The sequence below is a fragment of the Pseudomonas sp. CFBP13509 genome, from assembly GCF_005233485.1.
In the GTDB taxonomy this organism is placed as follows: domain Bacteria; phylum Pseudomonadota; class Gammaproteobacteria; order Pseudomonadales; family Pseudomonadaceae; genus Aquipseudomonas; species Aquipseudomonas marginalis.
Map to the genome: position 1 here is coordinate 179,108 of NZ_QGAA01000006.1, position 20,963 is coordinate 200,070.

Below are 20,963 nucleotides of genomic sequence, written 5' to 3' on the forward strand. Positions count from 1 at the left end.
GGCTTCATCAGTTGTAGCGGGAGATTTTAAGCAGCGGCACACAGCGCTCGGTGTCGCCGACGACGGTGCTGATCTGGTTCCTGACGCGCACCGTGGGCAGTGCTTTCTTTTCCAGGTTGCAGACCTTGTAGGCGTTGTCGTGCCAGGGACAGATCACGCTTTGGCCGTCGCCTGTCACTTCGCCCATGTGCAGCGGGCCGCCACGATGGGGGCATGCGGTGGGCAGTAATTGCGTCGAATACGCATGACGCTTGAGAAAGTAGGTTCTTTCCCCCACGGCCACATAGTTGGCGTGGGTGATATTCAGGCTGATGGCTTTCATTGGGTTGCCTACTCAGATGGCGGTGACGGTGTACGTGCAGGACGGGCTGGTGATGCGGGTGCCGTGCAGCATTCCCTTGGGAATTACCACGCCTTCGCCGGCCTTGAGGCGCACCGTCAGTTCGGGGCTGGCGACGAACTCCAGCTCGCCTGATTCGACCCAGAACAGTTCGTCATTCGGGTGGGTATGCAGCACCGACAGCTCGTGTTCGGTCTCGGTAATCCTCAGGTCCACCGGTTTGTGGCCCTGGAGCGCCGCTGCCTGTGCGCGATGCTCATCGAACGCGTCATGCCAGTTGATATGGGCATACAACTCTTCGTCGGCGATGTCCTGAAGCAGCCTGAACTCTTCAAAGCCGCGAATAAGGTCGGGGATGATCTGGGGGCCGAACTGCTTGATCATGGGAATGATCAGGCGCTGGAGGGCCATTCTTCCGTGGTGCACATCGATGTGGGCATGCTCATCGAAATAGCCCGTGGAGACGCTGCCGTTGAAGATGGTCTTGATCGCGCGTGACTGGTGCTTGGTGGTCAGCGCCAATGTAGCTTCGGTGTAGTACATGGCGCCGATATAGCGGAAAAGCTCGCCATGGTTGGCCGATACGTAGTGGAAGTAGTTGGTGAGCGACAGCGACGCCGGCGTATAGAACTGCCAGTAGTGGTGCACGTGATGGGACATGCCCATGTCCTGGAGCATGTCTTCAAAAATGGTGCTGTGCTTCTTTTTGTCGACGCCGTAGCCATACTCGTCGATCAGGATCTTGAACAATTCGCTGGTGTACACACCGCTGTTGCCCAGTACGTTGCGGGCCATGGCCGATGCTTCACTGAGGAAGTCTCCCGCACATTGCGTCATGAAAAACCTGGCGGCTCGCTCGGGATGGCGGCTGGTGGTCAGCACTTCATGGAGTTTGGACTCGGATCGGGCGACGTCATCCAATACTTTATCGGTGTGGGCGATAAAAGAGTCCAGGCACCAAGGGCCATTGATATGTACTTCTTCCTTGAGCCAGTTGTACAAGTAGTGTTCCAGCAACGGGCGGATCTTTTTGCCACTGGCCGCGTGCTGCGGATCATAGAAACGCTTGAACGCCTTGAAGTCCAGTTCCAATGGCGGCTTGGGCAAGAAGACCAGGTCTTGTTCGTAGATATTCAATAACAACCGCTGTGCCAATAGATGCTGGCTGTTTGAAAGCTGGTCGCTGGTCAGGCAGGTGGTGATGATTGAATCGGTTACGTCCTGCGGCCGCGAAGGGCGCTGGTAGGGGTTTTGGGTATAAAAATCGTGGGGTTGAGCAAAGGCGCCAGCACCACAATAGTGGGTCAATGCTTCGGCATTCGAACTTAATACAAAGTCTGCTGCATTATCGGAAAGCTGAGTTGTCCATAACATGAGGGGGGCCTTTTGCTGGCGTTGTTTGATGGCCAGATGCTAAGGCGTGGATTTTTTTTAAAACAGATTAGAAATAGTGCGCGCAAGTAGTGAAATTCACTAAAGGCGTAGGAGAAATTTTCTTTATGGGGTGGGCCCGTTGAATAATCGGCAGCAGCGGCTATACATAGACGCTGGCTTTTATCGGTCGTGTTTAGATGAATACGGTTGCGCCCATCGTCCTATATAGCGACGAGGCGCTTGCCAGCCCCTCGTCGATATCGTTGTCACTACGCCGGGGTTTCCAAGGTTCGGGCAGTGCCTGCCAGGGCCAGTATCCCGGTGCGCAAGTCGGTGCCGCTGGGTTGCTGGTACAGGTTCAATCCGAACTCCGGCAACACGGCCAGCAGGTAGTCGAAAATATCCCCCTGGATCCGCTCGTAATCGGCCCACACGGTGGTGCGGGTAAAGCAGTAGATCTCCAGCGGCACGCCCTCGGCGGTGGTTTGCATCTGGCGCACCATGCAGGTCATGTTCGGCTGGATATCCGGATGGCTTTTGAGGTAGGCCAGGGCATACGCGCGGAAGGTGCCGAGGTTGGTCATGCGCCGGCGGTTCGCCGACAGTTGCGCGCTGTGGCCCTGGGCTTCGTTCCAGGCCTTGAGTTCGGCCTGCTTGCGCCCGATGTAGTCGGTGAGCAGGTGCACCTGGGTCATGCGCACTTCTTCATCGTCACGCAAAAAGCGCACGCCGCTGGCATCGATAAACAGGCTGCGCTTGATGCGTCGCCCACCCGAGGCCTGCATGCCGCGCCAGTTCTTGAACGATTCCGACATCAGGCGCCAGGTCGGGATGGAGACGATGGTCTTGTCGAAGTTCTGCACCTTGACCGTGTGCAGGGTGATGTCCACCACATCGCCATCGGCGCCGACCTGGGGCATTTCGATCCAGTCGCCGACACGCAGCATGTCGTTGCTGGTCAACTGCACGCTGGCGACGAACGACAACAGCGTGTCCTTGTAGACCAACAGGATCACCGCCGACATCGCACCCAGGCCCGACAGCAGCAACAGTGGCGAACGGTCAATCAGGGTCGCGACGATGATGATCGCGCCAAACACGTACAGCACCATCTTCGCCAACTGCACGTAGCCCTTGATCGAGCGGGTACGCGCGTGTTCGGTGCGCGCATAGATGTCCAGCAGGGCGTTGAGCAGGGCGCTCATGGCCAGCATCAGGAACAGGATGGTCAGGGCCAGGGCCACATTGCCGATGAACAGGATGGCGGTCTTGCTCAGGTCCGGCACCAAGTACAGGCCGAACTGGATCACCAGCGACGGCGTCATCTGCGCCAGGCGGTGGAAGACTTTGTTGTGCCGCAGGTCGTTGAGCCAGTGCAGCGCCGGTTGCCGGCCAAGCAATTTGACGGCGTGGAGGATGAGGTAACGCGCCACACGTCCGAGCAGCAGGGCCACCACCAGCAACACCAGGAAACCGAGGCTGGCATGCAGCAGCGGGTGTTCGTCGAGGGTGCCCCAGAGGTCTTGGACGTTGAGCCAGAGCTGTTTGATATCCATGGATGAAACCGATTCTTCTGTAAGACAAGACGGCGCGATTAGAGCATTTAAGTGCAACAAAGTTGATGCCGTGGACAAATGCTCTGACAAAAAAGCAACTGATTAGCGCCGTTCGCGTAAAGACACTCGGTTTGGACGCCCGAAACCGGTACCCTATGCAGCTGATTTTTTGTATTTCTTCGAGGTAGCACCCGTGTTTTCCCAATTCGCCCTGCACGAACGCCTGCTCAAAGCCGTGGCCGAGCTTAAATTTGTCGAGCCTACGCCTGTGCAGGCAGCGGCCATCCCGCTCGCGCTCGAAGGGCGTGACCTGCGGGTGACGGCTCAAACCGGGAGTGGCAAGACCGCCGCTTTCGTGCTGCCGATTCTTAACCGCCTGATCGGCCCGGCCAAGGTCCGCGTCAGCATCAAGACCCTGATCCTGCTGCCGACCCGCGAGCTGGCCCAGCAGACCTTGAAGGAGGTGGAGCGCTTCTCGCAGTTCACCTTCATCAAGTCCGGCCTGATCACCGGTGGCGAAGACTTCAAGGTCCAGGCCGCCATGCTGCGCAAGGTGCCGGACATCCTGATCGGCACGCCTGGGCGCATGATCGAGCAACTCAATGCCGGCAACCTTGACCTCAAGGAAGTCGAGGTGCTGGTGCTCGACGAAGCCGACCGCATGCTCGACATGGGCTTTGCCGACGACGTGCAACGCCTGGTGGCTGAATGCGTGAACCGCCAGCAGACCATGCTGTTCTCCGCTACCACCGGTGGTTCGACCCTGCGCGAGATGGTCGCCAAGGTCCTGAACAACCCTGAGCACCTGCAGGTCAACAACGTCAGCGACCTGAACGCCACCACGCGCCAGCAGATCGTCACCGCTGACCACAACGTGCACAAGGAACAGATCCTCAACTGGTTGCTGGCCAACGAGACCTATCAGAAGGCCATCGTGTTCACCAATACCCGCGCTGCCGCCGACCGCATCTACGGCCGCCTGGTAGCCCAGGACTACAAGGCGTTCGTGCTGCACGGCGAGAAAGACCAAAAGGACCGCAAACTGGCGATCGACCGTCTCAAGGCCGGCGGCGTGAAGATCCTGGTCGCCACCGACGTCGCCGCGCGCGGCCTGGACGTGGACGGCCTGGACATGGTCATCAACTTCGACATGCCCCGCAGCGGCGACGAATACGTGCACCGTATCGGCCGTACCGGGCGTGCTGGCAACGATGGCCTGGCGATCTCGCTGATCTGCCACGGCGACTGGAACCTGATGTCAAGCATCGAGCGCTACCTCAAGCAGTCGTTCGAGCGCCGCACCATCAAGGAAGTCAAAGGCACCTACACCGGGCCGAAGAAGGTCAAGGCATCGGGCAAGGCCGTTGGCGTGAAGAAGAAAAAGACCGACGCCAAGGGCGAGAAGAAAAAGGCCGGTGCCAAGTCGCCGACCAAGCGCAAGATCGCCAACCGGCCGAAGACCGACAACCTGTCGCTCGTCAGCAAGGATGGCATGGCGCCGCTCAAGCGTCGCAAGCCAGAAGCACCCGCTGCCGAGTAAGGCGTGAGGGATGTGAAAAAACCGGACGTTGTCCGGTTTTTTTATGGCCTCAGTTTTTCGCTTTGGCCGCCGCTTCTTTCAATTCCTTGAGGCGGGCGTCGATCAACTGGCACTTGTCGGGAAACTCCGCGCTTTCAGTATCCAGGTCCATCTTCTGCAGCTCGTCGTTCATCTCCTTGGCCCTGGTCGGGTTCTGCTCGGTGAGTTTGGCCACTTCCTGGGCCAGTTGCTCGCGCTTGGCCGTGGCCTCTTCCGGGGTGCAGGCCCAGGCGGGCAGGGCGGTGAGCAACGTGGCGGCGATGGCCAGGTTCATCAGGGTTTTCATGGTCGGACCTCCTTGGCGGTGATGCTCAGTTGAGGGGGCGAACGTCTGGAAAGTTCAGAGAAATGACGCCCGTCGGTTGGTATGAACGGCCACAGCCCCATAGGGTCACTCCTACAGACGGGCTACTTTCCTTAGGCCTGCAGGAGGAATCAGGATGACGACTTACAACTGGGATCTGATCGAACGTCTGCTGCATGAAGTGCAGAACGGCGAGGGCAGTTTTGCCCCGCGCAAATATGCCGAGCAGGAAGCGGCCGAGAAGGCCACGGCGGGCGAGTCCACCGGTAACCTGGATGCGCTGAAAAAGACCGCCGCGGACTATGAAGCGCTGTTGTTCAAGCGTGGGTTTATCGAGTCGCGGCCTGAGGAAGAAGGCGGTAACGGAGAGAATTTCATTCTGACCGCACTGGGCGCGCAGCTGTTGGCGCTGATCGACAGCTCCATCCCGGGCAATGATCATCCGCGCCAGGTGCTGGATGAGCAGGCCGATGCGTTGGACCCGGCGACCTTTGCAGAAGTGGCCTCCAAAGCGCAGATCGCCTGACCCCTCCATGCCCCGGCACCCAGGCGGTGCCGGGCACGCCGAAACTGTCGGATCGGTAATCTGCCGCTAAGGTTGCTGACAGCCGGCGCCCCCTAATCTGCTGCCATTCAACTGACGGACTTGAATCGGCATGCACTCTACTACCTCCAGACGAACCTTCGTCAAAGGCTTGGCCGCCGGCGGCCTGCTCGGCGGGCTCGGGCTATGGCGCACGCCGGTATGGGCGCTGACAAGTGCGGGCGAGCCCACCGTGCTGGCGGGCAGCGAATTCGCTCTGTTTATCGACCAGACGCCGGTCAATCTCACGGGTCAACAGCGCACCGCGTTGACCATCAATGGCAGCCTGCCCGGCCCGTTGCTGCGCTGGCGTGAGGGCGACACCGTGACCCTGCGCGTGCACAACCGCCTCAGCGAGCCGACGTCGATCCACTGGCACGGCATCTTGTTGCCGTCGACCATGGACGGCGTGCCCGGCCTGAGTTTCAAGGGCATCGAGCCGGGTGGCGTGTTTGTCTATCAGTTCAAGGTCAGACAGCACGGCACTTACTGGTACCACAGCCATTCCGGGTTCCAGGAGCAGCAGGGGGTGTACGGCCCGCTGGTCATCGAGCCGTTGGAGCCCGAGCCCTTCACCTGCCAGCGCGACTACGTGGTGATGCTCTCGGACTGGACCGACGAAGATCCCGTCGCCCTGATGAAGACCCTCAAGAAGCAGTCCGATTACTACAACCGGCATAAGCCCACCGCGGGCGATTTCGTACGGGATGTGGGCAAGCAGGGCTGGTCGGCCACCGTCAGCGACCGGCTGATGTGGGCGCAGATGAAGATGAACCCTACCGACCTTGCGGACGTCAGCGGCCAGACCTACACCTACCTGCTCAACGGCCAGCCCCCCGGCCTCAACTGGACCGGGGTATTTGAGGCCGGGGAGAAAATTCGCCTGCGCTTTATCAACGGTTCGGCGATGACCTATTTCGATGTGCGCATCCCGGGGCTGAAGATGACCGTCATCGCCGCCGATGGCCAGTCGGTCAAGCCGGTCAGCGTCGATGAGTTCCGCATTGCGGTCGCCGAAACCTTCGATGTGCTGGTGGAGCCCACGGCAACGGCCTACACGCTGTTTGCCCAGTCCATGGACCGCACGGGTTATGCCCGTGGCACGCTTGCCCGCCAGGCGGGGGCGACGGCGCCCGTACCGGCGCTTGAGCCGCGCCCGTGGATAACCATGGACGACATGGGCATGGGTGGGATGGATCACGGCGCCATGGCGGACATGCCGGATATGGCGGGCATGGATCACAGTGCGATGGGCGCGATGTCGATGCAGAGCCACCCGGCCAGCGAGCAGAACAACCCTTTGGTGGACATGCAGGCGATGAGCCCGGTGCCCAAGCTCGACGATCCCGGTATCGGCCTGCGCAACAACGGTCGGCGAGTGCTGACCTACGCCGACCTGCACAGCACCTTTGAGGACCCCGATGGCCGCGACCCCGCGCGCACCCTTGAATTGCACCTCACCGGGCATATGGAGAAGTTCGCCTGGTCATTCAATGGTGTGAAGTTCTCCGATGCCGAGCCCTTGCAACTGACCTATGGCGAGCGCGTCCGGCTGGTGCTGGTCAACGACACGATGATGAGCCACCCGATTCACCTGCACGGCCTGTGGAGCGACCTTGAGGATGAAAACGGCCAGTTCCAGGTCCGCAAGCACACCATCGACATGCCGCCGGGCTCGCGCCGCAGTTACCGCGTGACCGCCGATGCCCTGGGGCGTTGGGCCTATCACTGTCACCTGCTGTACCACATGGAAATGGGCATGTTCCGTGAAGTGCGCGTGCATGAATGAGGAAGCGAGCATGAACCGTCGGGTTTTATCTGTGTGTATCGCGCTGGCCGGGTGGGCATTCGGCTCGCCGGCGCAGGCCGAGGAGTTTCAAGGCATGAGCCCGGCGGTTCCGGCGCTGAGCGAAAGCCGTACGCCGATCCCGCTGCTCACCGACGCTGATCGCGCCGCCGTGTACAACGCGCCGGGCGGGCATGTGGTGCATGACAGCGGCATCAACTCGATGCTGCTGGTCAACCAGCTGGAATGGCAAGGCGGCGGTGGCGGTGGTGCGCTGAACTGGGACATCAAGGGCTGGCTCGGTGGTGACATCGACCGCCTGTGGCTGCGCAGCGAAGGCGAGCGCAGCGCCGGTCGCACTGACAGCGCCGAAGCCCAGGCGTTGTGGGGGCACGCCATCAGCCCTTGGTGGGACCTGGTTGGCGGCGTGCGCCAGGACTTCAAGCCCGCAGATAGCCAGACCTGGGCGGCGTTCGGCCTGCAGGGCATGGCGCTCTACGACTTCGAGGCCGAGGCGACGCTGTTTGTGGGTGAGTCGGGCCACACCGCGGCACGTCTGGAAGGGGACTACGACATCCTGCTGACCAACCGCCTGATCCTTCAGCCGACGGCCGAACTCAATTTTTATGCGCAGAACGATCCGCAGCGCCGGGTGGGCGCAGGCCTGTCGGAAAGCGAGCTGGGCCTGCGCTTGCGCTACGAGGTGCGCCGGGAGTTGGCGCCTTACGTGGGGGTGAGTTGGAACCGCAGCTATGGGCGGACGGCGCAGTACGCTCGCGACGAAGGCGAAGACATCAGCCAGCTGCGCTGGGTGGTCGGTGTGCGCCTTTGGTTTTAACCGGTTTCTTATTCCTATAACTCGCCGCCTTGAGCGGCCTGGAGCCTTGCATGTCGATGTTGAAAACCGCGTTAACAGGGGGGGCGCTGTGGGTCGGATTGATGATCAGCCTGCCGGCCTCGGCCCATCCGAAACTGTTGTCCTCCCTCCCTCCAGCCGGGGCCCAAGGTGCCGCGCCGGCCGTCATTGAACTGCGCTTTTCGGAGAACCTGCTGACGCAGTTTTCCGGGGCCAGGCTGACCATGACCGATATGCCCGGCATGCCCAATTCGCCGATGCCCATCAAGGCCAGTGTCGCGGCGAGCACCGACCCCAGGGTGATGCTGATCAAGCCGGCCTCTGCACTGGCTACCGGCACCTACCGGGTCGATTGGCGCGCAGTGTCATCCGACACGCACCCGATTACCGGTAACGTGGTGTTCAGCGTCCAGCCATGAGCGAATTGACCCAAGTCACACTGCGCTTTGCGCTCTATCTTGACCTGATGCTGTTGTTTGGCCTGGGGCTCTTTGGTCTTTACGGGCTCAAGGCGCCGGAGCGCGTGCTGCTGAATTTGAGGGGCCTGCTGCGGCTGACGGCTGGCGTCGGGATAGTGCTGTCGATGGCGTCGCTGTTGACGCTGGCCCAGGCCATGAGTGACGCAACGGATTGGCAGACGCTGTGGCCGCATCTGCACATGATGCTCTGGCAGACCGACCTGGGCGTGACGTGGTGGCTACGGATGGCGGCGCTGGTGGTGGCTGCGCTTGGCACTCGCCTGCCATTGGCCACGTTGTCGGGCGCCGCCGCGTTGGTGACGCTGGCGTGGACCGGGCACGGCGTGATGCATGAAGGCACGCTGGGTGTGTGGCACATCCTCAGCGACGGCGCGCATCTGTTGGCGGCCGGCGGCTGGGTCGGGGCGTTGGCGGCGTTCGGGTTGTTGTCGAGGCGCACGTCTTTGCACGATGCTTATCACGTTCGGGTGCTGGCAAGGGCGCTGAAGGGGTTCGAGCATGTGGGAGCGGGATTTGTCGCGGTGCTGATCGGCACCGGTGTGGTCAACTATCTGCTGGTGGTCGGGCTGAATCTGGAGGGCCTTACCGGCGGTGTCTACGCGATCCTGTTGTGCCTGAAGCTGGGACTGTTTGGCTTGATGCTGGGGCTGGCGGCGCTCAATCGTTTCCACCTGACGCCGCTTCTGCAACGGTCCGTGGCGACCGGTGATTATGTCGCTGCCATGGCTGCGCTACGGCGCAGCATGGTGCTGGAGATGGGGGCAGGGGCGCTGGTCCTCGCGCTGGTGGCCTGGTTGGGCACCCTGGCGCCCAATTAGGACTGCGCGCTTTTCAGGCATTTGAGCGCCTGGAAGTCACTGCGGACCTTGTCGATTTTCTGGGTGAGTTTCAGCCGTTGCGGCACGCTGCTGTCGGCCATGACGTCGATGATCAGGCTGCGCGCGGCGGCTTCGGTCTGGGCATACGCCGCGCGATACTCCGGTGTCCACAGGCTTTCGCGGTCCACCAGCAGTTGCTGGATTTTCTGCGGGAAATCGGTGCTGTGGCGTTGCTGCACGGCGTCGATGAATTGGGCCTGCCAGTGGGCACGGTTGCCGATCCACTGCTCGTTCTGCTCGCCCAGGCTGATGGACCAGGCCATGACCCGGTTCTTCTGGCTATCGCTCAGTGGCCCCATCCACGCATCCAGACGCTTGTTCATACGCTCGGCGCGGTCCTGGATCTGCTTGGCCAGCGGCGGCTTGAGGTATTCGTCCTGGCGTTTGCGCAAGTCCTTGGCCAGGGCATCGTTCATGTCGTTGACCTGTTGGTCATCCAGTCCTTGTAACAATTCAATCGCGGACGGGGTGATTTCCCGCGCCACCTCGGCAATCGCCTGCTTGGCCTCAACCGTGCGGGTTTGCAGCGCTGCATCGGTGACCTGGTTGCTCTCGACCATTGCTTGCAGGCGGTCGAGCCAGTCGAGGTAACCCGGCAATTGTGTGGTGCAGTGCCAGGCCAGGTGGTCCTTGAGCTTGTCGTTGAACCAGCTCTTCTGCCCGGCGTTCATGTCCAGGTAGTCGTTGAGGGTCCAGGGGATGATCACGTCCAGGTTGCGGTAGGCCAGGCCCACACGGTTGCAGCCGGCTAGCACCAGGCTCAGGGTCAGGAATACCACCAGCAGTTTGAGCCGATGCAACATGGGCGTGTCCTTGCGCAGAGGGGAGTTAATGCATGTGAACCCGCGGCGCACGCGACAGTTCAGCCCATCAATAAAACGACCGCACCGCCTTCAGGGTCAACAGGCCATCGCATTGCGAATTGTGTCCGGAGTAGGCCGAACAATCGCCACCGCTGAGGCTGGAGTCGCTGTAGATCAGGTCCAGGTCGATGCCTTTCCAGGCGCGGGAGAACTGTACCGACCAGTCGCTGAAGCTGCTGATGGTGCCGCCCTCTACCGAAGCCGGCGTGCCCAGCTGATGGGTGGTGTATTTCATGCTGACGCCGATGCCGAAGGGCTGGGTACCGCCGAGGTCGGCGAACAGCGTGCTGTCCTGGCGGTCCGGGTCGTTGCTGAAGGAAGCGCCGAAACGATTGCCGAGTAGATTCAGACCGCCGTAGAACTCCTGGCTGTCGAGGGGGCTGAGCTTGGGGTAGCTGTAGTGGATCAGGCCGACTTCATAGCCCAGGGTCTGGTCGAAAGGGTGCTTGAACCCCATGTACGAATCGACTTCGAGAGTGCTGGCCGAGGACAGGCCCATGTTCGGCGAAAACTGGCCGAAGTACAGGCCGCTGTCATGGCTCAGGTCCAGCCCGCCATGGAACGAGTCACTGCCCGGCGAGGTCGGCTTGACCAGGCCCTGGGCCATGCTGCGGCTGGGGGTGGTGCCCAATTTCAGGTCGAAGTCGCCCAGTTCACGCTGGAAAATCTGCGCTTCGGCGAGAGGGCTGGCCGCCAGGATACTGGCCACGAAAATGCAGCGTTTAAGCATGCTTCACTCCATGAAAAGCGAGGAGCAGTAACGGAAAAATAGGGCAGATGCCCGTGCTAGACGTGTGCAAGCATACCGGCGAATGTCAGGAGGTGAGGCCCGTTCGTCGATTTGCACGTTCTGAAGGTGACGCGAGAGGGTATTTCGGGCTCTAGTCCTAGCGCCTTGAAGGCAAGACGCTTAGGGACCAGATGTGCTGCGCGGTATTACTTTTTACCCAGGCTGATCTGCTTGGACGGGCCGAAAGTCTGGCCGCTCACGCCCTTGGCAATTTGCTGGATTTCGCCACCGGACTTGAGGAAAGCAGCAATCTGGCTGTTGATCGATTCGCTGGTTTCAACGGCGGGAGCTGGCTTTGCTTTGCTGTTGGATGCTTTTACACGCATGGCGGCCACTAACCTGTAGAAAATTAACTTGGCCAGGCATCGTACAGGAAATACTTGACAATTGCTCGGTAAATATCCCCCGGGAATAAGAGCGGCAGCTGAAAACAGCCAAAGTTTATTTTTGATATTAGCCCCTAACTTACTGTTTTAACTCGAAACCACGGACTGAGCCGGCACCGGCGGCGTGGCAAAACTCAGCCGAATGATCGGACGAGCGGGGCGCTGCCACTGGAACGCCAGGCAAACCCGCGATTTTTCAGGCGCACGCGCGTGGCAAGCGCAACTCGGGTAGAATGCCGCCCACGCAATGAGGGTATTGGAAATGGCTTTAGTCGGGCGCTACAACAGCTTGCAAGTGGTTAAACACACTAACTTTGGTTTGTACCTCGATGGGGCGCAAGATGGCGAAATCCTCTTGCCTAATCGGTATATCCCCAAAGATATTCCCAGTGAAGATGAAGACTGGCTTAACGTTTTCATTTATCTGGACAGCGATGACAAACTTATCGCCACTACCGAAAAACCGAAAGTTCAAGTCGGCGAATTTGCCAGTTTGAAAGTCGTGGAAGTCAACAGTATTGGCGTGTTCCTCGACTGGGGCTTGCCAAAGGATCTGTTGCTGCCGTATTCGGAAGAGAAACGTCAGCTGACCGCCGGTGAATACTGCGTGGTGCATGTCTACCTCGACAAACACACCAAGCGTATTACCGCGACCGCGCGCCTCGACCGCTACCTGGACAAGACGCCGGCCAACTACGTCGTGGGCCAGGAAGTCGACCTGCTGGTCGCCGAAGCCACCGACATGGGCTTCAAGGCGATCATCAACAACAAGCACTGGGGCCTGATCCACAAGAACGAAGTGTTCAAGTTTCTGCGCCCGGGCAAGGAAGAGAAAGGCTTTATCAAAGAGATCCGCGCCGATGGCAACATCAGCCTGAGCCTGCAACCGGTCGGCCAGGAAGCGGCGTCCAGCCTCAACTCGAAGATCCTCGCCAAGTTGCGTGAAAACAACGGCAGTTTGCCGGTCAGCGACAAGAGCGACCCGGCGGTGATCAGCAACTTGTTTGGCGTGAGCAAGGGCAACTTCAAGAAGGCCATTGGTGCGCTCTACAAGCAGGGCCAGATCGTGATTCACGCGGATCGCATTGAACTAAGCTGAGTGCGGTTTGCTCTTCTGTAGGAGCGAGCTTGCTCGCGAAAAAGGTCCATCCGACACCGTGATGCGCCTGGAATATTTTCGCGAGCAAACTCGCTCCTACAGAGGCTGCATCAATGTCCAAGAAGTCTGTCTTCGCCTACCTCGGCACCTTGCTTGCCTTCCTGATCCTCGACGGCCTCTGGCTTGGCGTCCTCATGGGCCCGACCTACAAATCCCTGCTGGGTCCGCTGATGCTCGATCAGCCTCGCCTGTTGCCCGCAGTGCTGTTCTATCTCCTGTATGTCCTCGGTTGCGTGGTGTTCGTGGTCTTGCCCAGTGCCAGCTGGCAACGCGCGGCCCGACTGGGTGCGTTGCTGGGCGTGGTGGCCTACGGCACCTATGACCTGAGCAACTGGGCCACGCTGCAAGGCTGGTCCGGCGGGTTGGCGGTGATGGACATGGCCTGGGGCGCCTTCCTCACATCGGCTTGCTGCACGGTCGGGTACTTGTGTGCACATCGGGTGCACCGGTGATTGTGTACAGGATTAATCTGCACCGTTGCTGAGCGCAGTCCCCGTTACTAAAGCTCTGTGTAGCCCTTTGGAACGCGGTTTTAGAGGGATTGTGTGCTATTGGCACGTATTCTGCTGACTGTCTCGTATACAAACCATGCCGCCTCCCGTATGCACCCCGTGACGGAAGCGCAGGCCGGTATGACGAGGAGCCCGCGATGACCGAACAATTGCCCAAAGGCTACAGCCCCCGCCTGTACAACCAGGACCTGGGGCCGCTGCCGCAAAAGTGGACCTGGTACAACATCTTTGCCTTCTGGATGAGTGACGTGCACAGCGTGGGTGGCTATGTGTTCGCCGCCAGTCTGTTTGCGCTGGGGCTGGCCAGTTGGCAGGTATTGATTGCCTTGCTGGCAGGCATTTGCATTGTGCAATTGATTGCCAACCTGGTGGCCAAGCCCAGCCAGCAGGCCGCCGTGCCCTATCCAGTGATCTGCCGGCTGGCGTTTGGCGTGTTCGGCGCGAACATTCCCGCCGTGATTCGCGGCTTGATTGCGGTGGCTTGGTACGGGATTCAGACCTACCTGGCGTCGAGTGCCCTGATCATTGTGGTATTGCGCTTTTTCCCACAGATGGCGGTGTTTGCAGAGCCGCATTTTGCCGGCCTGTCTTACCTGGGCTGGTTTGGTTTCCTCAGTTTATGGGTGTTGCAGGCGGCCGTGTTCTGGGCCGGCATGGAGTCCATCCGCCGCTTTATCGATTGGGCGGGGCCGGTGGTCTATGCGGTGATGTTTGCCCTGGCCGGCTGGATCGTCTGGAAGGCAGGGTGGGCGAATATCAGCTTTACCCTGGCGGAAAAATCCCTGTCGGGCTGGCAGGCGTTCGGCCAAGTGATCGTGGCGACGGCGCTGGTGGTGTCGTATTTTTCCGGGCCAACCCTGAATTTCGGTGATTTCAGCCGTTATTGCCGCAGCATGCAGGACGTGCGGCGTGGCAACTTCTGGGGCCTGCCGGTGAACTTCCTGGCGTTTTCCCTGGTGACCGTGGTGATCGTCTCGGGCACCTTGCCGGTGTTTGGCGAAATGCTCCATGACCCGATCGCTACCGTCTCGCGCATTGATAACAGCATGGCGGTGCTGCTGGGCGCTTTTGCATTTGTGACTGCCACCATCGGCATCAACATCGTTGCCAACTTCGTGTCCCCGGCGTTCGACTTCGCTAACGTCGCACCGAGCAAAATCAGCTGGCGCGCCGGTGGCATGATCGCCGCGGTGGCGTCGATCTTCATCACCCCGTGGAACCTGTTCAATAACCCGCTGATGATCCACTACACCCTGGATATTCTCGCGGCCTTTATCGGCCCGCTGTTCGGGATTCTGCTGGTGGACTTCTACCTGATCAAAAAGCAGAAGATCGACGTGGACGCGCTGTTCGATGACAGCCCGAGCGGGCGCTATTACTTCGACGGCGGTGTGAACTGGACGGCGGTCAAGGCCCTGGTGCCTGCGACACTGGTGGGTGTTGCGATTACCTTCACGCCGGCGTTGCAGGGCATGGCTAACTTTGCCTGGTTCACCGGCTGCTTCCTGGGTGGGCTGTTTTTCCTGGTGTTGGCGCGGCGTGAGCAGGTTCGTGCGCCGGCACCGTTGGTCGCCGGCTGACCAACACCCCTCCCGCCACTGACAGGCCTGCACCGGCAATCACCAACGCCGGTTGCAGGCCACCGCTCAGGTGGCTGCTCACCGACGCCAGCAACGGCCCACTCAATTGGCCGATGGCAAAGCTGGCGGTCAGCAGCCCGGTGTTGCGCTGATAGCCGTGGGGCGCAACGTCCCGCAGGCGCGCCATCACCAACTGCATGCAGGCCAGGAACGGCCCGCCGCACAGCAACACCCCCAGCGCCAGGCCCCAACCGTTGCCCAGCAGGCAGGCGAATACCCCGGCCGCCTGCAGCCACAACGTGGTCATCAGCCAGCGGCGGGTGGTGTCCGGGTCCTTGGGACGCAGGCTTGCGACCACTACCCCAATCGCCGCGGCCAAACCAAAGCAGGGCCAGAACAGATCAGCCTGCCAGGCGCCCTTGAATTGCGCGCTGGCCATCTGTGACAGGAAGGTCGCCGGAATGATGTAGCCCAGGCCGAACAACACGTAGATCCAGCACAAGTGAGTAATGCTGCCGTTGCTGGCCGTGTCGGCGCGGCTTGCAACAGGCGCAGTGACGGCGGACGGCTGTGGCAGGAAGGGCAAGATTGCCAGCAGCATCACCAGCGCCACTACGCCGTAGATCAGCCACAAGGTTGCAGAGCTTTGGCCCAACAGGTTGGAGCCCAGCGCCAGCAACCCGGTCAATACAATCCCCAGCCCCGGCCCGGCGAACACCAGGGCGCCCAGGCGTGCACGCCCGGCGGCAATCGCCAGCGGCTGGCTCAGGCTGGTGATCATCACCAATGCCCAGGCACTTGCAACGCCGGTACCGAAGCGCAACAGCATGTGTGGCCAGAAACCCTGGGCCCAGTACGACGCCAGGGTCAGCAGCATGCACAACCAGAGCCCGCCATACAGGCGACCCCGCACATGGTGATGGCTGCGCGCAAAAATCGAATCCACCGCGCCTACGAAGTAGCCCAGGTAATTGGCCGCTGCGATCAGTCCGGCGCCGGTCAGGTCGATCTGGCCTTCACTGAGCAAGTGGGGCATTTGCGGGGTAAGGGCGAAGCGGCCAATGCCCATGGCCATCATCAGGGCGATAAAGCTGGCGAGTAAGCGGGTGAGGGGTGACATGGTCGGGTGTCCTGCTGGTAAGCGAATACCGTCAGGCTAGAGCGGATTGACTTTCTGTAAAAATGAATAATAGTGAGTAACTTGTTCAGTTTTGGAGAAAGCCATGGAGTTCAGTCAATTGCGCATCTTCCAGGCCGTGGCGGAAGAGGGCTCCATCACCCGCGCTGCCGAGCGCCTGCATCGAGTGCCGTCGAACTTGTCGACCCGGCTCAAGCAGATGGAAGAACAGCTTGGCGTGGAATTGTTCGTGCGCGAGCGCCAGCGCTTGCAGCTTTCTCCGGCGGGCAAGGTGTTGCTGGACTACAGCACTCGTCTGCTGGCGCTGCATGATGAAGCCCATGGCGCCGTGCAAGGCGGGCAACCGGCCGGCAATTTTGTACTGGGCAGCATGTACAGCACGGCAGCAGTGCATTTGCCGAAGCTGCTGGCGTGCTATCACAAGGCGTATCCGATGGTGAACCTCCAAGTGCTGTCGGCGCCCAGCGGTGAACTGCTCGAAGGGTTGATCACCGGTCGCCTGGACGCCGCATTTGTGGACGGGCCCATCACGATTGCCTCCCTGGACGGTGTGGCCCTGTGCGAAGAACGCCTGGTGCTGATATGCGAAGCCGACCACCCACCGGTGCGCGGGCCACAGGATGTTGCTGGCCGTTCGGTGTTCACTTTTCGCCGCAGTTGCGCCTACCGCACGCGGCTGGAAACCTGGTTTTCCCACGAGCACGTCGCCATGGGGCGGGCGATTGAGATCGAGTCTTACCAAGGCATGCTCGCCTGTGTCATCGCCGGTTCAGGGGTGGCGCTGATGTCCGAATCCATGCTCGACAGCTTGCCAGGCAAGGACAGCGTGTCCGTTCATCCGCTGACAGGGCAATTTGCCACTGCGACGACCTGGCTGATGTGGCGAAAGGGTATGCTCGGCGCTAACCTCAACGCATGGATCGACCTGCAGCAAGAGGGCAGGGCCGAGGTCCTGCAAGACGCACGTGCGATTGCTTGAGCGATCCGTCAGGATTTGCATCAATTCAGTAACAGTTCGTTGTGGTTTCATTCAAGCAATACGTAGGACTTAGGGCTACTATCAATGTAGGAAAAGGCGACAGAACTTGCGCCGACCAGCATTTCCCTCAAAGGGGGCAAACCATGAAAGAGAAAATCCAGAACTGGCTCCACGACCTTGGCGTTGCATTGGGCTTGATCGAGCCACCCCTGCAACCGGTGCCGATTCGTACCGATGACGAGCAGCGTCGTCCTCGCCGCAGATAATCTCTGGCTGAAGCAGGATTAAAGGTGGGGGCGAGTAAGCCCGCTCCCACCGTTTATTTTGCGCCAGGCAAAACCAGCGGGCGTGACATCCCACGTCGCAGCGTCCATGCAGAACTTTTAACGCCAGCCATGCTCTTCGCCGCCCAAGTCACCCTTGCCTCGGGCCTGCGCGATAGCACCCTCACGCCCTAACACTCACTCGCCTCAGTGTCTGAACAATCGTTCGGATGCGAGCGTCTGCTTTCAGGAACTGCCTGTCATCCCTCGGTAACCTAGGCAAGTAGTCCGAATCCATGCAGGTCAGTCAGGCCTCTGACCTTCACGTGTCGGAATCAGGCTACTTGTTCATCAGAATTGGCTGGCTTATTCAATTCAAACCATGAGCGTAGGTTGAGTTCCTCAACGGCCTTCCAATAACGCCCACCTTTATTGAAGGGCTCTCTGCGAGGCATCAGTCCGTCAGAAGTGTTGGAGACACAGCTATGAGGCTCTCTTCCATTCAGCCAGTCGCCGCGTCACTCATCGCCATAACCGGAAATATCCTGCATCTCGCACCGGTGTCGAGAGCCTGGAAAGCTCACGCACCCAGTAACGTGGTGTTCTTTCCCCCGACATTGACCAAACACGATCTGCTCATACAGATCGGTCTCCTGAGTCCATCGGCGATCATTGTCGGGGACCAGGCGATCGATGCAGACGTCATCGCTCAATGGCGCATATCCCACCCGTTTGGCGACCTCCATTTGATCCGCAGAGGTACGAGCCTGGATAAGGTGCGACTGGACCTTTGCGGCTCCAACGACATCCGCGTAGTCAATACGCCGGGGGTCAACGCGCCACATGTCGCCGCCTATATGGCGCGCTGGCTGACACTGGCCGATGGCTCCCTGCCGCGCGACATCTGTGTGCTGGGATACGGCAACGTGGGCAGGGAGCTGGTCAAGTTGTTGCTTGATCGAGATCCGGAGGTTCGGATCAAGGTATTGGATCGACATGGTCAGAGGCCGGACACTCTCGGCAGAGCCTATTCCGACAGCCGAGTGTCCTTTGACGTGGACTGGTTCGAGGTGCTGGAGGGGGCTCGTGCCGTCGCTATCTGTTTATCCCTGAATGATGAGTCCACCCATCGCATTGATCGGGCCCTTATTCAGTGCCTGCACAGACAGGCTCGTCTGGTCTGCGTCGCCAAGCCGGATGTCTTCAGCGATGACGCTTTGCGGGCCCTGGCAACGGCTGAAGCTATCCAGCTTGTATTGGACTACGGGCCTGGGACACTGGATGCATTTCGGGTGCGCGCGCAGGCACTCGGCTGCAGTGTCTCCAAGTGGCGCAAACCGGCGACCCTGACAACCCAGGCGGCAATGACTGAAGCCTGCCATGGCGACCTTGACTATGCTGTCTCGATTCAACTGAGCCTGACCGCCTTGCGCTGCCTGGTCCGGCGCAAACTTGCCCACTCATTGATGATCCCCGCGCAACAGGCAGATGCCGGCGCGCCGCGCGTATCGATCATCGGTCGAGGCATCAACGGCCTGCTCCAAGCCGTGATGTTCCGCCTGGCCAATTATCAGGTCTCGGTCTACGGAGGACATCAGCAGAGCGATGGCGCCAGTCATAAGCAGGTGAACATGCGCCACCTTTCAGCCACGGAGACGACTGCAAAGCCGCTGGACAACGCTTATCTGACGCCTGGAAACCAGTACCTGGCCGTGGAGTGCAACCGTGCAGGCATTGAGCTGTTTGAAAAGTTTCTGGCCGACAATCCATCAATTGACGCATCGGGCGACGATCTGGGCATTGCGCATTTGATGGATGAGATAGAGGCGCTTTTGCGGCGCGCTGGGGTTTGGTTCCTGCCCCAGCATCTGAGTCCGGCCCGCATTGCTGAACTGAGCAGAGAACAGTTCGTCGTCACGGCCATGGAAGGAGAGGAGCCTGATGGACTGTCGATAGTTTATTGCTCCGCCTACAACCGCATTGCCGCCGGCGGAACGTATGCCGGGGGCACCACCCAGGGATTGGTGTGGGCCTCCTTGGTCGAGGAAATCATCCAGACTAAGGCGCCAGCAGTTTCCACAATGTACTCATGATAAAAAACGGGCGCGACATCCGACGTCGCGCCCGCTGAAGAAACCGCTCTAAATCCCGCTCTATCTCAAACCGCGCTGGCCGCGACCCCCTCTGGCCGGCGTGACAACACACTCACCAGCACAAAACTCACCAGCGCCACTGCCAGGCTGTAGTAGATCGGCGTGTTCGCATCCAGGCCATCCTTGAACATGAACACCAGCGCCGTTACAAAACCCAGGCTCATGGAGGTGATTGCCCCCGACGTGGTCGCGCGCTTCCAGAAGATCGCGCCGATCAGCGGGATCAGCATGCCACCCACCAGCAGGTTGTAGGCCAGGGTCAGGGCGCTGATCACGTCATTGACCACCAGTGCGATGCCCAGCACGACGATACCGGTCAGCATCGTGAACAGGCGGTTGATTGCCAGGCTCGATTGTCTGCCGCCGCGCAGGCGTGGCAGCAGGTCTTCGGTCAATACGGTGGAGGCGGCGAGCAAGCCGGCGCTGGCGGTGGACATCATCGCCGCCAGTGCCGCCGCGATCACCAGGCCGCGGATGCCGTCCGGCAGCGAGACTTTGACGATGGCCGCGAACGCGTTGTTGACGTTGTCCAGGTCCGGAATCAGCACATGGGCCGCCATGCCGATCAGCGCACAGGCGAGGCCGTAAAGGATGCAGTAGAAGCCGGCGAAAGTGCCTGCGTACTTGGCGACCTTTTCGTCGCGGGCGGTGAACACCCGCTGCCAGATGTCCTGGCCGATCAGGATGCCGAAGAAGTAGATCATGAAGTAGGTGATGATCGTGTCCCAGCCGATCGCGGTGAAGCTGAAGCTCGATGCCGGCAGCTTGGCCACCAGCTCATCCCAACCGCCGACGCGGTACAGGCAGATCGGCAGCAGGATAAACATCAGGCCGACGGTCTTGATTACGAACTGCACGATGTCGGTGAGGGTCAGGGACCACATGCCGCCGATGGTCGAGTAGACCACCACCACACCACCGCCCAGCAACACCGAAATCCAGAACGGCAGGCCGAACAGCACTTGCAGCACCGTGCCGATGGCCAGGATCGAGGTCACGCCGATCATCAGCGCATAGGCCAGCATGATCACCGCACTCGCCTGGCGGGCCATGGGGTTGTAGCGTTTTTCCAGCACCTGGGTGACGGTGAAGATTTTCAGCTTGAGCAGCGGCTTGGCCAGGAACAGGTTCAGCGCGATGATCCCCATGCCCAACGCCGCACACAGCCAGAAGCCGGAGATGCCATGCACATAACCCAGGCGCACGGTACCGACGGTGGATGCACCGCCCAGTACCGTGGCGGCCATGGTGCCCATGTACAGCGACGGGCCCAGGTTGCGACCGGCCACCAGGTAGTCTTCGTGGGTCCTGGCGCGGCGCATGCCGTAATAGCCGAGCACGAGCATGCCGGCGGCGTAGATGAGTACGACGAATAAATCCAAAGCCATGACGGCGGGTCTCCGAT

At 60.3% G+C, this 20,963-nt stretch carries 21 protein-coding genes; 12 read left to right on the forward strand and 9 right to left on the reverse strand.

Annotation, left to right across the window (positions count from 1 at the left end):
- Nucleotides 1-7: 7 nt before the first annotated feature.
- The 3 genes from PspCFBP13509_RS12195 to PspCFBP13509_RS12205 form a co-directional block, all read right to left on the reverse strand.
- Nucleotides 8-322 carry a Rieske 2Fe-2S domain-containing protein gene (locus PspCFBP13509_RS12195; RefSeq protein ID WP_065924709.1) on the reverse strand — a complete coding sequence of 105 codons (315 nt, stop codon included), beginning with the start codon at nucleotides 320-322 and terminating at the stop codon, nucleotides 8-10.
- Nucleotides 323-334: 12 nt separating this feature from the next.
- A complete protein-coding gene (locus PspCFBP13509_RS12200) occupies nucleotides 335-1,714 on the reverse strand; it encodes an iron-containing redox enzyme family protein (RefSeq protein ID WP_242001066.1) in 1,380 nt (459 codons plus the stop codon).
- 269 nt (nucleotides 1,715-1,983) lie between these two features.
- Nucleotides 1,984-3,270: a mechanosensitive ion channel family protein gene (locus PspCFBP13509_RS12205; RefSeq protein ID WP_065924707.1), complete on the reverse strand. Its 1,287-nt coding sequence runs from the start codon at nucleotides 3,268-3,270 to the stop codon at nucleotides 1,984-1,986.
- A 193-nt stretch (nucleotides 3,271-3,463) separates the two neighbouring features.
- Between PspCFBP13509_RS12205 and PspCFBP13509_RS12210 the strand changes: the two genes are divergently transcribed.
- Nucleotides 3,464-4,810, forward strand: a complete 1,347-nt coding sequence (locus PspCFBP13509_RS12210; protein ID WP_027603770.1) for a DEAD/DEAH box helicase — start codon at nucleotides 3,464-3,466, stop codon at nucleotides 4,808-4,810.
- Nucleotides 4,811-4,859: 49 nt separating this feature from the next.
- Here PspCFBP13509_RS12210 and PspCFBP13509_RS12215 read toward each other — a convergent pair whose 3' ends face one another.
- Complete coding sequence (locus PspCFBP13509_RS12215; protein ID WP_137212101.1) at nucleotides 4,860-5,135, reverse strand: hypothetical protein; 276 nt, start codon at nucleotides 5,133-5,135, stop codon at nucleotides 4,860-4,862.
- 154 nt (nucleotides 5,136-5,289) lie between these two features.
- On the opposite strand from PspCFBP13509_RS12215, the gene PspCFBP13509_RS12220 reads away from it, so the two are divergent.
- From PspCFBP13509_RS12220 to copD, 5 genes are all read left to right on the forward strand, one after another.
- Complete coding sequence (locus PspCFBP13509_RS12220; RefSeq protein WP_017134854.1) at nucleotides 5,290-5,679, forward strand: hypothetical protein; 390 nt, start codon at nucleotides 5,290-5,292, stop codon at nucleotides 5,677-5,679.
- A gap of 130 nt (nucleotides 5,680-5,809) precedes the next feature.
- Entirely contained in the window at nucleotides 5,810-7,525 is a 1,716-nt protein-coding gene (locus PspCFBP13509_RS12225) for a copper resistance system multicopper oxidase (RefSeq protein WP_137212102.1), read from the forward strand.
- Between the two features lie 10 nt (nucleotides 7,526-7,535).
- Nucleotides 7,536-8,360 (forward strand): copper resistance protein B, encoded by an 825-nt coding sequence (locus PspCFBP13509_RS12230; RefSeq protein ID WP_065946855.1) that lies wholly within the window; start codon nucleotides 7,536-7,538, stop codon nucleotides 8,358-8,360.
- 50 nt (nucleotides 8,361-8,410) lie between these two features.
- Nucleotides 8,411-8,797, forward strand: coding sequence for a copper homeostasis periplasmic binding protein CopC (gene copC / locus PspCFBP13509_RS12235; protein ID WP_027603774.1), 387 nt, complete (start codon nucleotides 8,411-8,413; stop codon nucleotides 8,795-8,797).
- Nucleotides 8,794-9,675 (forward strand): copper homeostasis membrane protein CopD, encoded by an 882-nt coding sequence (gene copD / locus PspCFBP13509_RS12240; RefSeq protein ID WP_137212103.1) that lies wholly within the window; start codon nucleotides 8,794-8,796, stop codon nucleotides 9,673-9,675. The genes copC and copD overlap by 4 nt, the downstream gene beginning before the upstream one ends.
- Here copD and PspCFBP13509_RS12245 read toward each other — a convergent pair.
- The 3 genes from PspCFBP13509_RS12245 to PspCFBP13509_RS12255 all read right to left on the reverse strand — a co-directional run bounded on the left by PspCFBP13509_RS12245 (nucleotide 9,672) and on the right by PspCFBP13509_RS12255 (nucleotide 11,714).
- Nucleotides 9,672-10,538: a DUF6279 family lipoprotein gene (locus tag PspCFBP13509_RS12245; RefSeq protein ID WP_137212104.1), complete on the reverse strand. Its 867-nt coding sequence runs from the start codon at nucleotides 10,536-10,538 to the stop codon at nucleotides 9,672-9,674. The genes copD and PspCFBP13509_RS12245 overlap by 4 nt on opposite strands.
- 67 nt (nucleotides 10,539-10,605) lie before the next feature.
- Nucleotides 10,606-11,328, reverse strand: a complete 723-nt coding sequence (locus PspCFBP13509_RS12250) for a TorF family putative porin (protein WP_027603777.1) — start codon at nucleotides 11,326-11,328, stop codon at nucleotides 10,606-10,608.
- Nucleotides 11,329-11,534: 206 nt separating this feature from the next.
- Entirely contained in the window at nucleotides 11,535-11,714 is a 180-nt protein-coding gene (locus PspCFBP13509_RS12255) for a hypothetical protein (RefSeq protein WP_003193095.1), read from the reverse strand.
- Nucleotides 11,715-12,036: 322 nt separating this feature from the next.
- Here PspCFBP13509_RS12255 and PspCFBP13509_RS12260 point away from each other — a divergent pair, with 322 nt between their 5' ends.
- From PspCFBP13509_RS12260 to PspCFBP13509_RS12270, 3 genes are all read left to right on the forward strand, one after another.
- A complete protein-coding gene (locus PspCFBP13509_RS12260) occupies nucleotides 12,037-12,873 on the forward strand; it encodes a CvfB family protein (protein ID WP_027603778.1) in 837 nt (278 codons plus the stop codon).
- Nucleotides 12,874-12,986: 113 nt separating this feature from the next.
- Nucleotides 12,987-13,385: a DUF2177 family protein gene (locus tag PspCFBP13509_RS12265; protein ID WP_137212105.1), complete on the forward strand. Its 399-nt coding sequence runs from the start codon at nucleotides 12,987-12,989 to the stop codon at nucleotides 13,383-13,385.
- 197 nt (nucleotides 13,386-13,582) lie between these two features.
- A complete protein-coding gene (locus tag PspCFBP13509_RS12270) occupies nucleotides 13,583-15,025 on the forward strand; it encodes an NCS1 family nucleobase:cation symporter-1 (protein WP_065924700.1) in 1,443 nt (480 codons plus the stop codon).
- On the opposite strand, the gene PspCFBP13509_RS12275 is transcribed toward PspCFBP13509_RS12270, so the two are convergent.
- On the reverse strand, nucleotides 14,937-16,145 hold the full coding sequence (locus PspCFBP13509_RS12275; RefSeq protein WP_074847429.1) for an MFS transporter: 1,209 nt from the start codon (nucleotides 16,143-16,145) through the stop codon (nucleotides 14,937-14,939). The two genes, PspCFBP13509_RS12270 and PspCFBP13509_RS12275, sit on opposite strands and share 89 nt — an antisense overlap.
- A gap of 103 nt (nucleotides 16,146-16,248) precedes the next feature.
- Between PspCFBP13509_RS12275 and ptrR the strand changes: the two genes are divergently transcribed.
- From ptrR to PspCFBP13509_RS12285, 3 genes are all read left to right on the forward strand, one after another.
- On the forward strand, nucleotides 16,249-17,142 hold the full coding sequence (gene ptrR, locus PspCFBP13509_RS12280; RefSeq protein WP_065924698.1) for a putrescine utilization regulator PtrR: 894 nt from the start codon (nucleotides 16,249-16,251) through the stop codon (nucleotides 17,140-17,142).
- A gap of 143 nt (nucleotides 17,143-17,285) precedes the next feature.
- On the forward strand, nucleotides 17,286-17,408 hold the full coding sequence (locus PspCFBP13509_RS31960; protein WP_003193089.1) for a PA1414 family protein: 123 nt from the start codon (nucleotides 17,286-17,288) through the stop codon (nucleotides 17,406-17,408).
- Nucleotides 17,409-17,890: 482 nt separating this feature from the next.
- Nucleotides 17,891-19,498, forward strand: coding sequence for an NAD(P)-dependent oxidoreductase (locus tag PspCFBP13509_RS12285; protein WP_137212106.1), 1,608 nt, complete (start codon nucleotides 17,891-17,893; stop codon nucleotides 19,496-19,498).
- Nucleotides 19,499-19,563: 65 nt separating this feature from the next.
- Here PspCFBP13509_RS12285 and PspCFBP13509_RS12290 read toward each other — a convergent pair whose 3' ends face one another.
- Nucleotides 19,564-20,946, reverse strand: a complete 1,383-nt coding sequence (locus PspCFBP13509_RS12290; protein ID WP_065924696.1) for a sodium:solute symporter — start codon at nucleotides 20,944-20,946, stop codon at nucleotides 19,564-19,566.
- Between the last annotated feature and the right edge of the window lie 17 nt (nucleotides 20,947-20,963).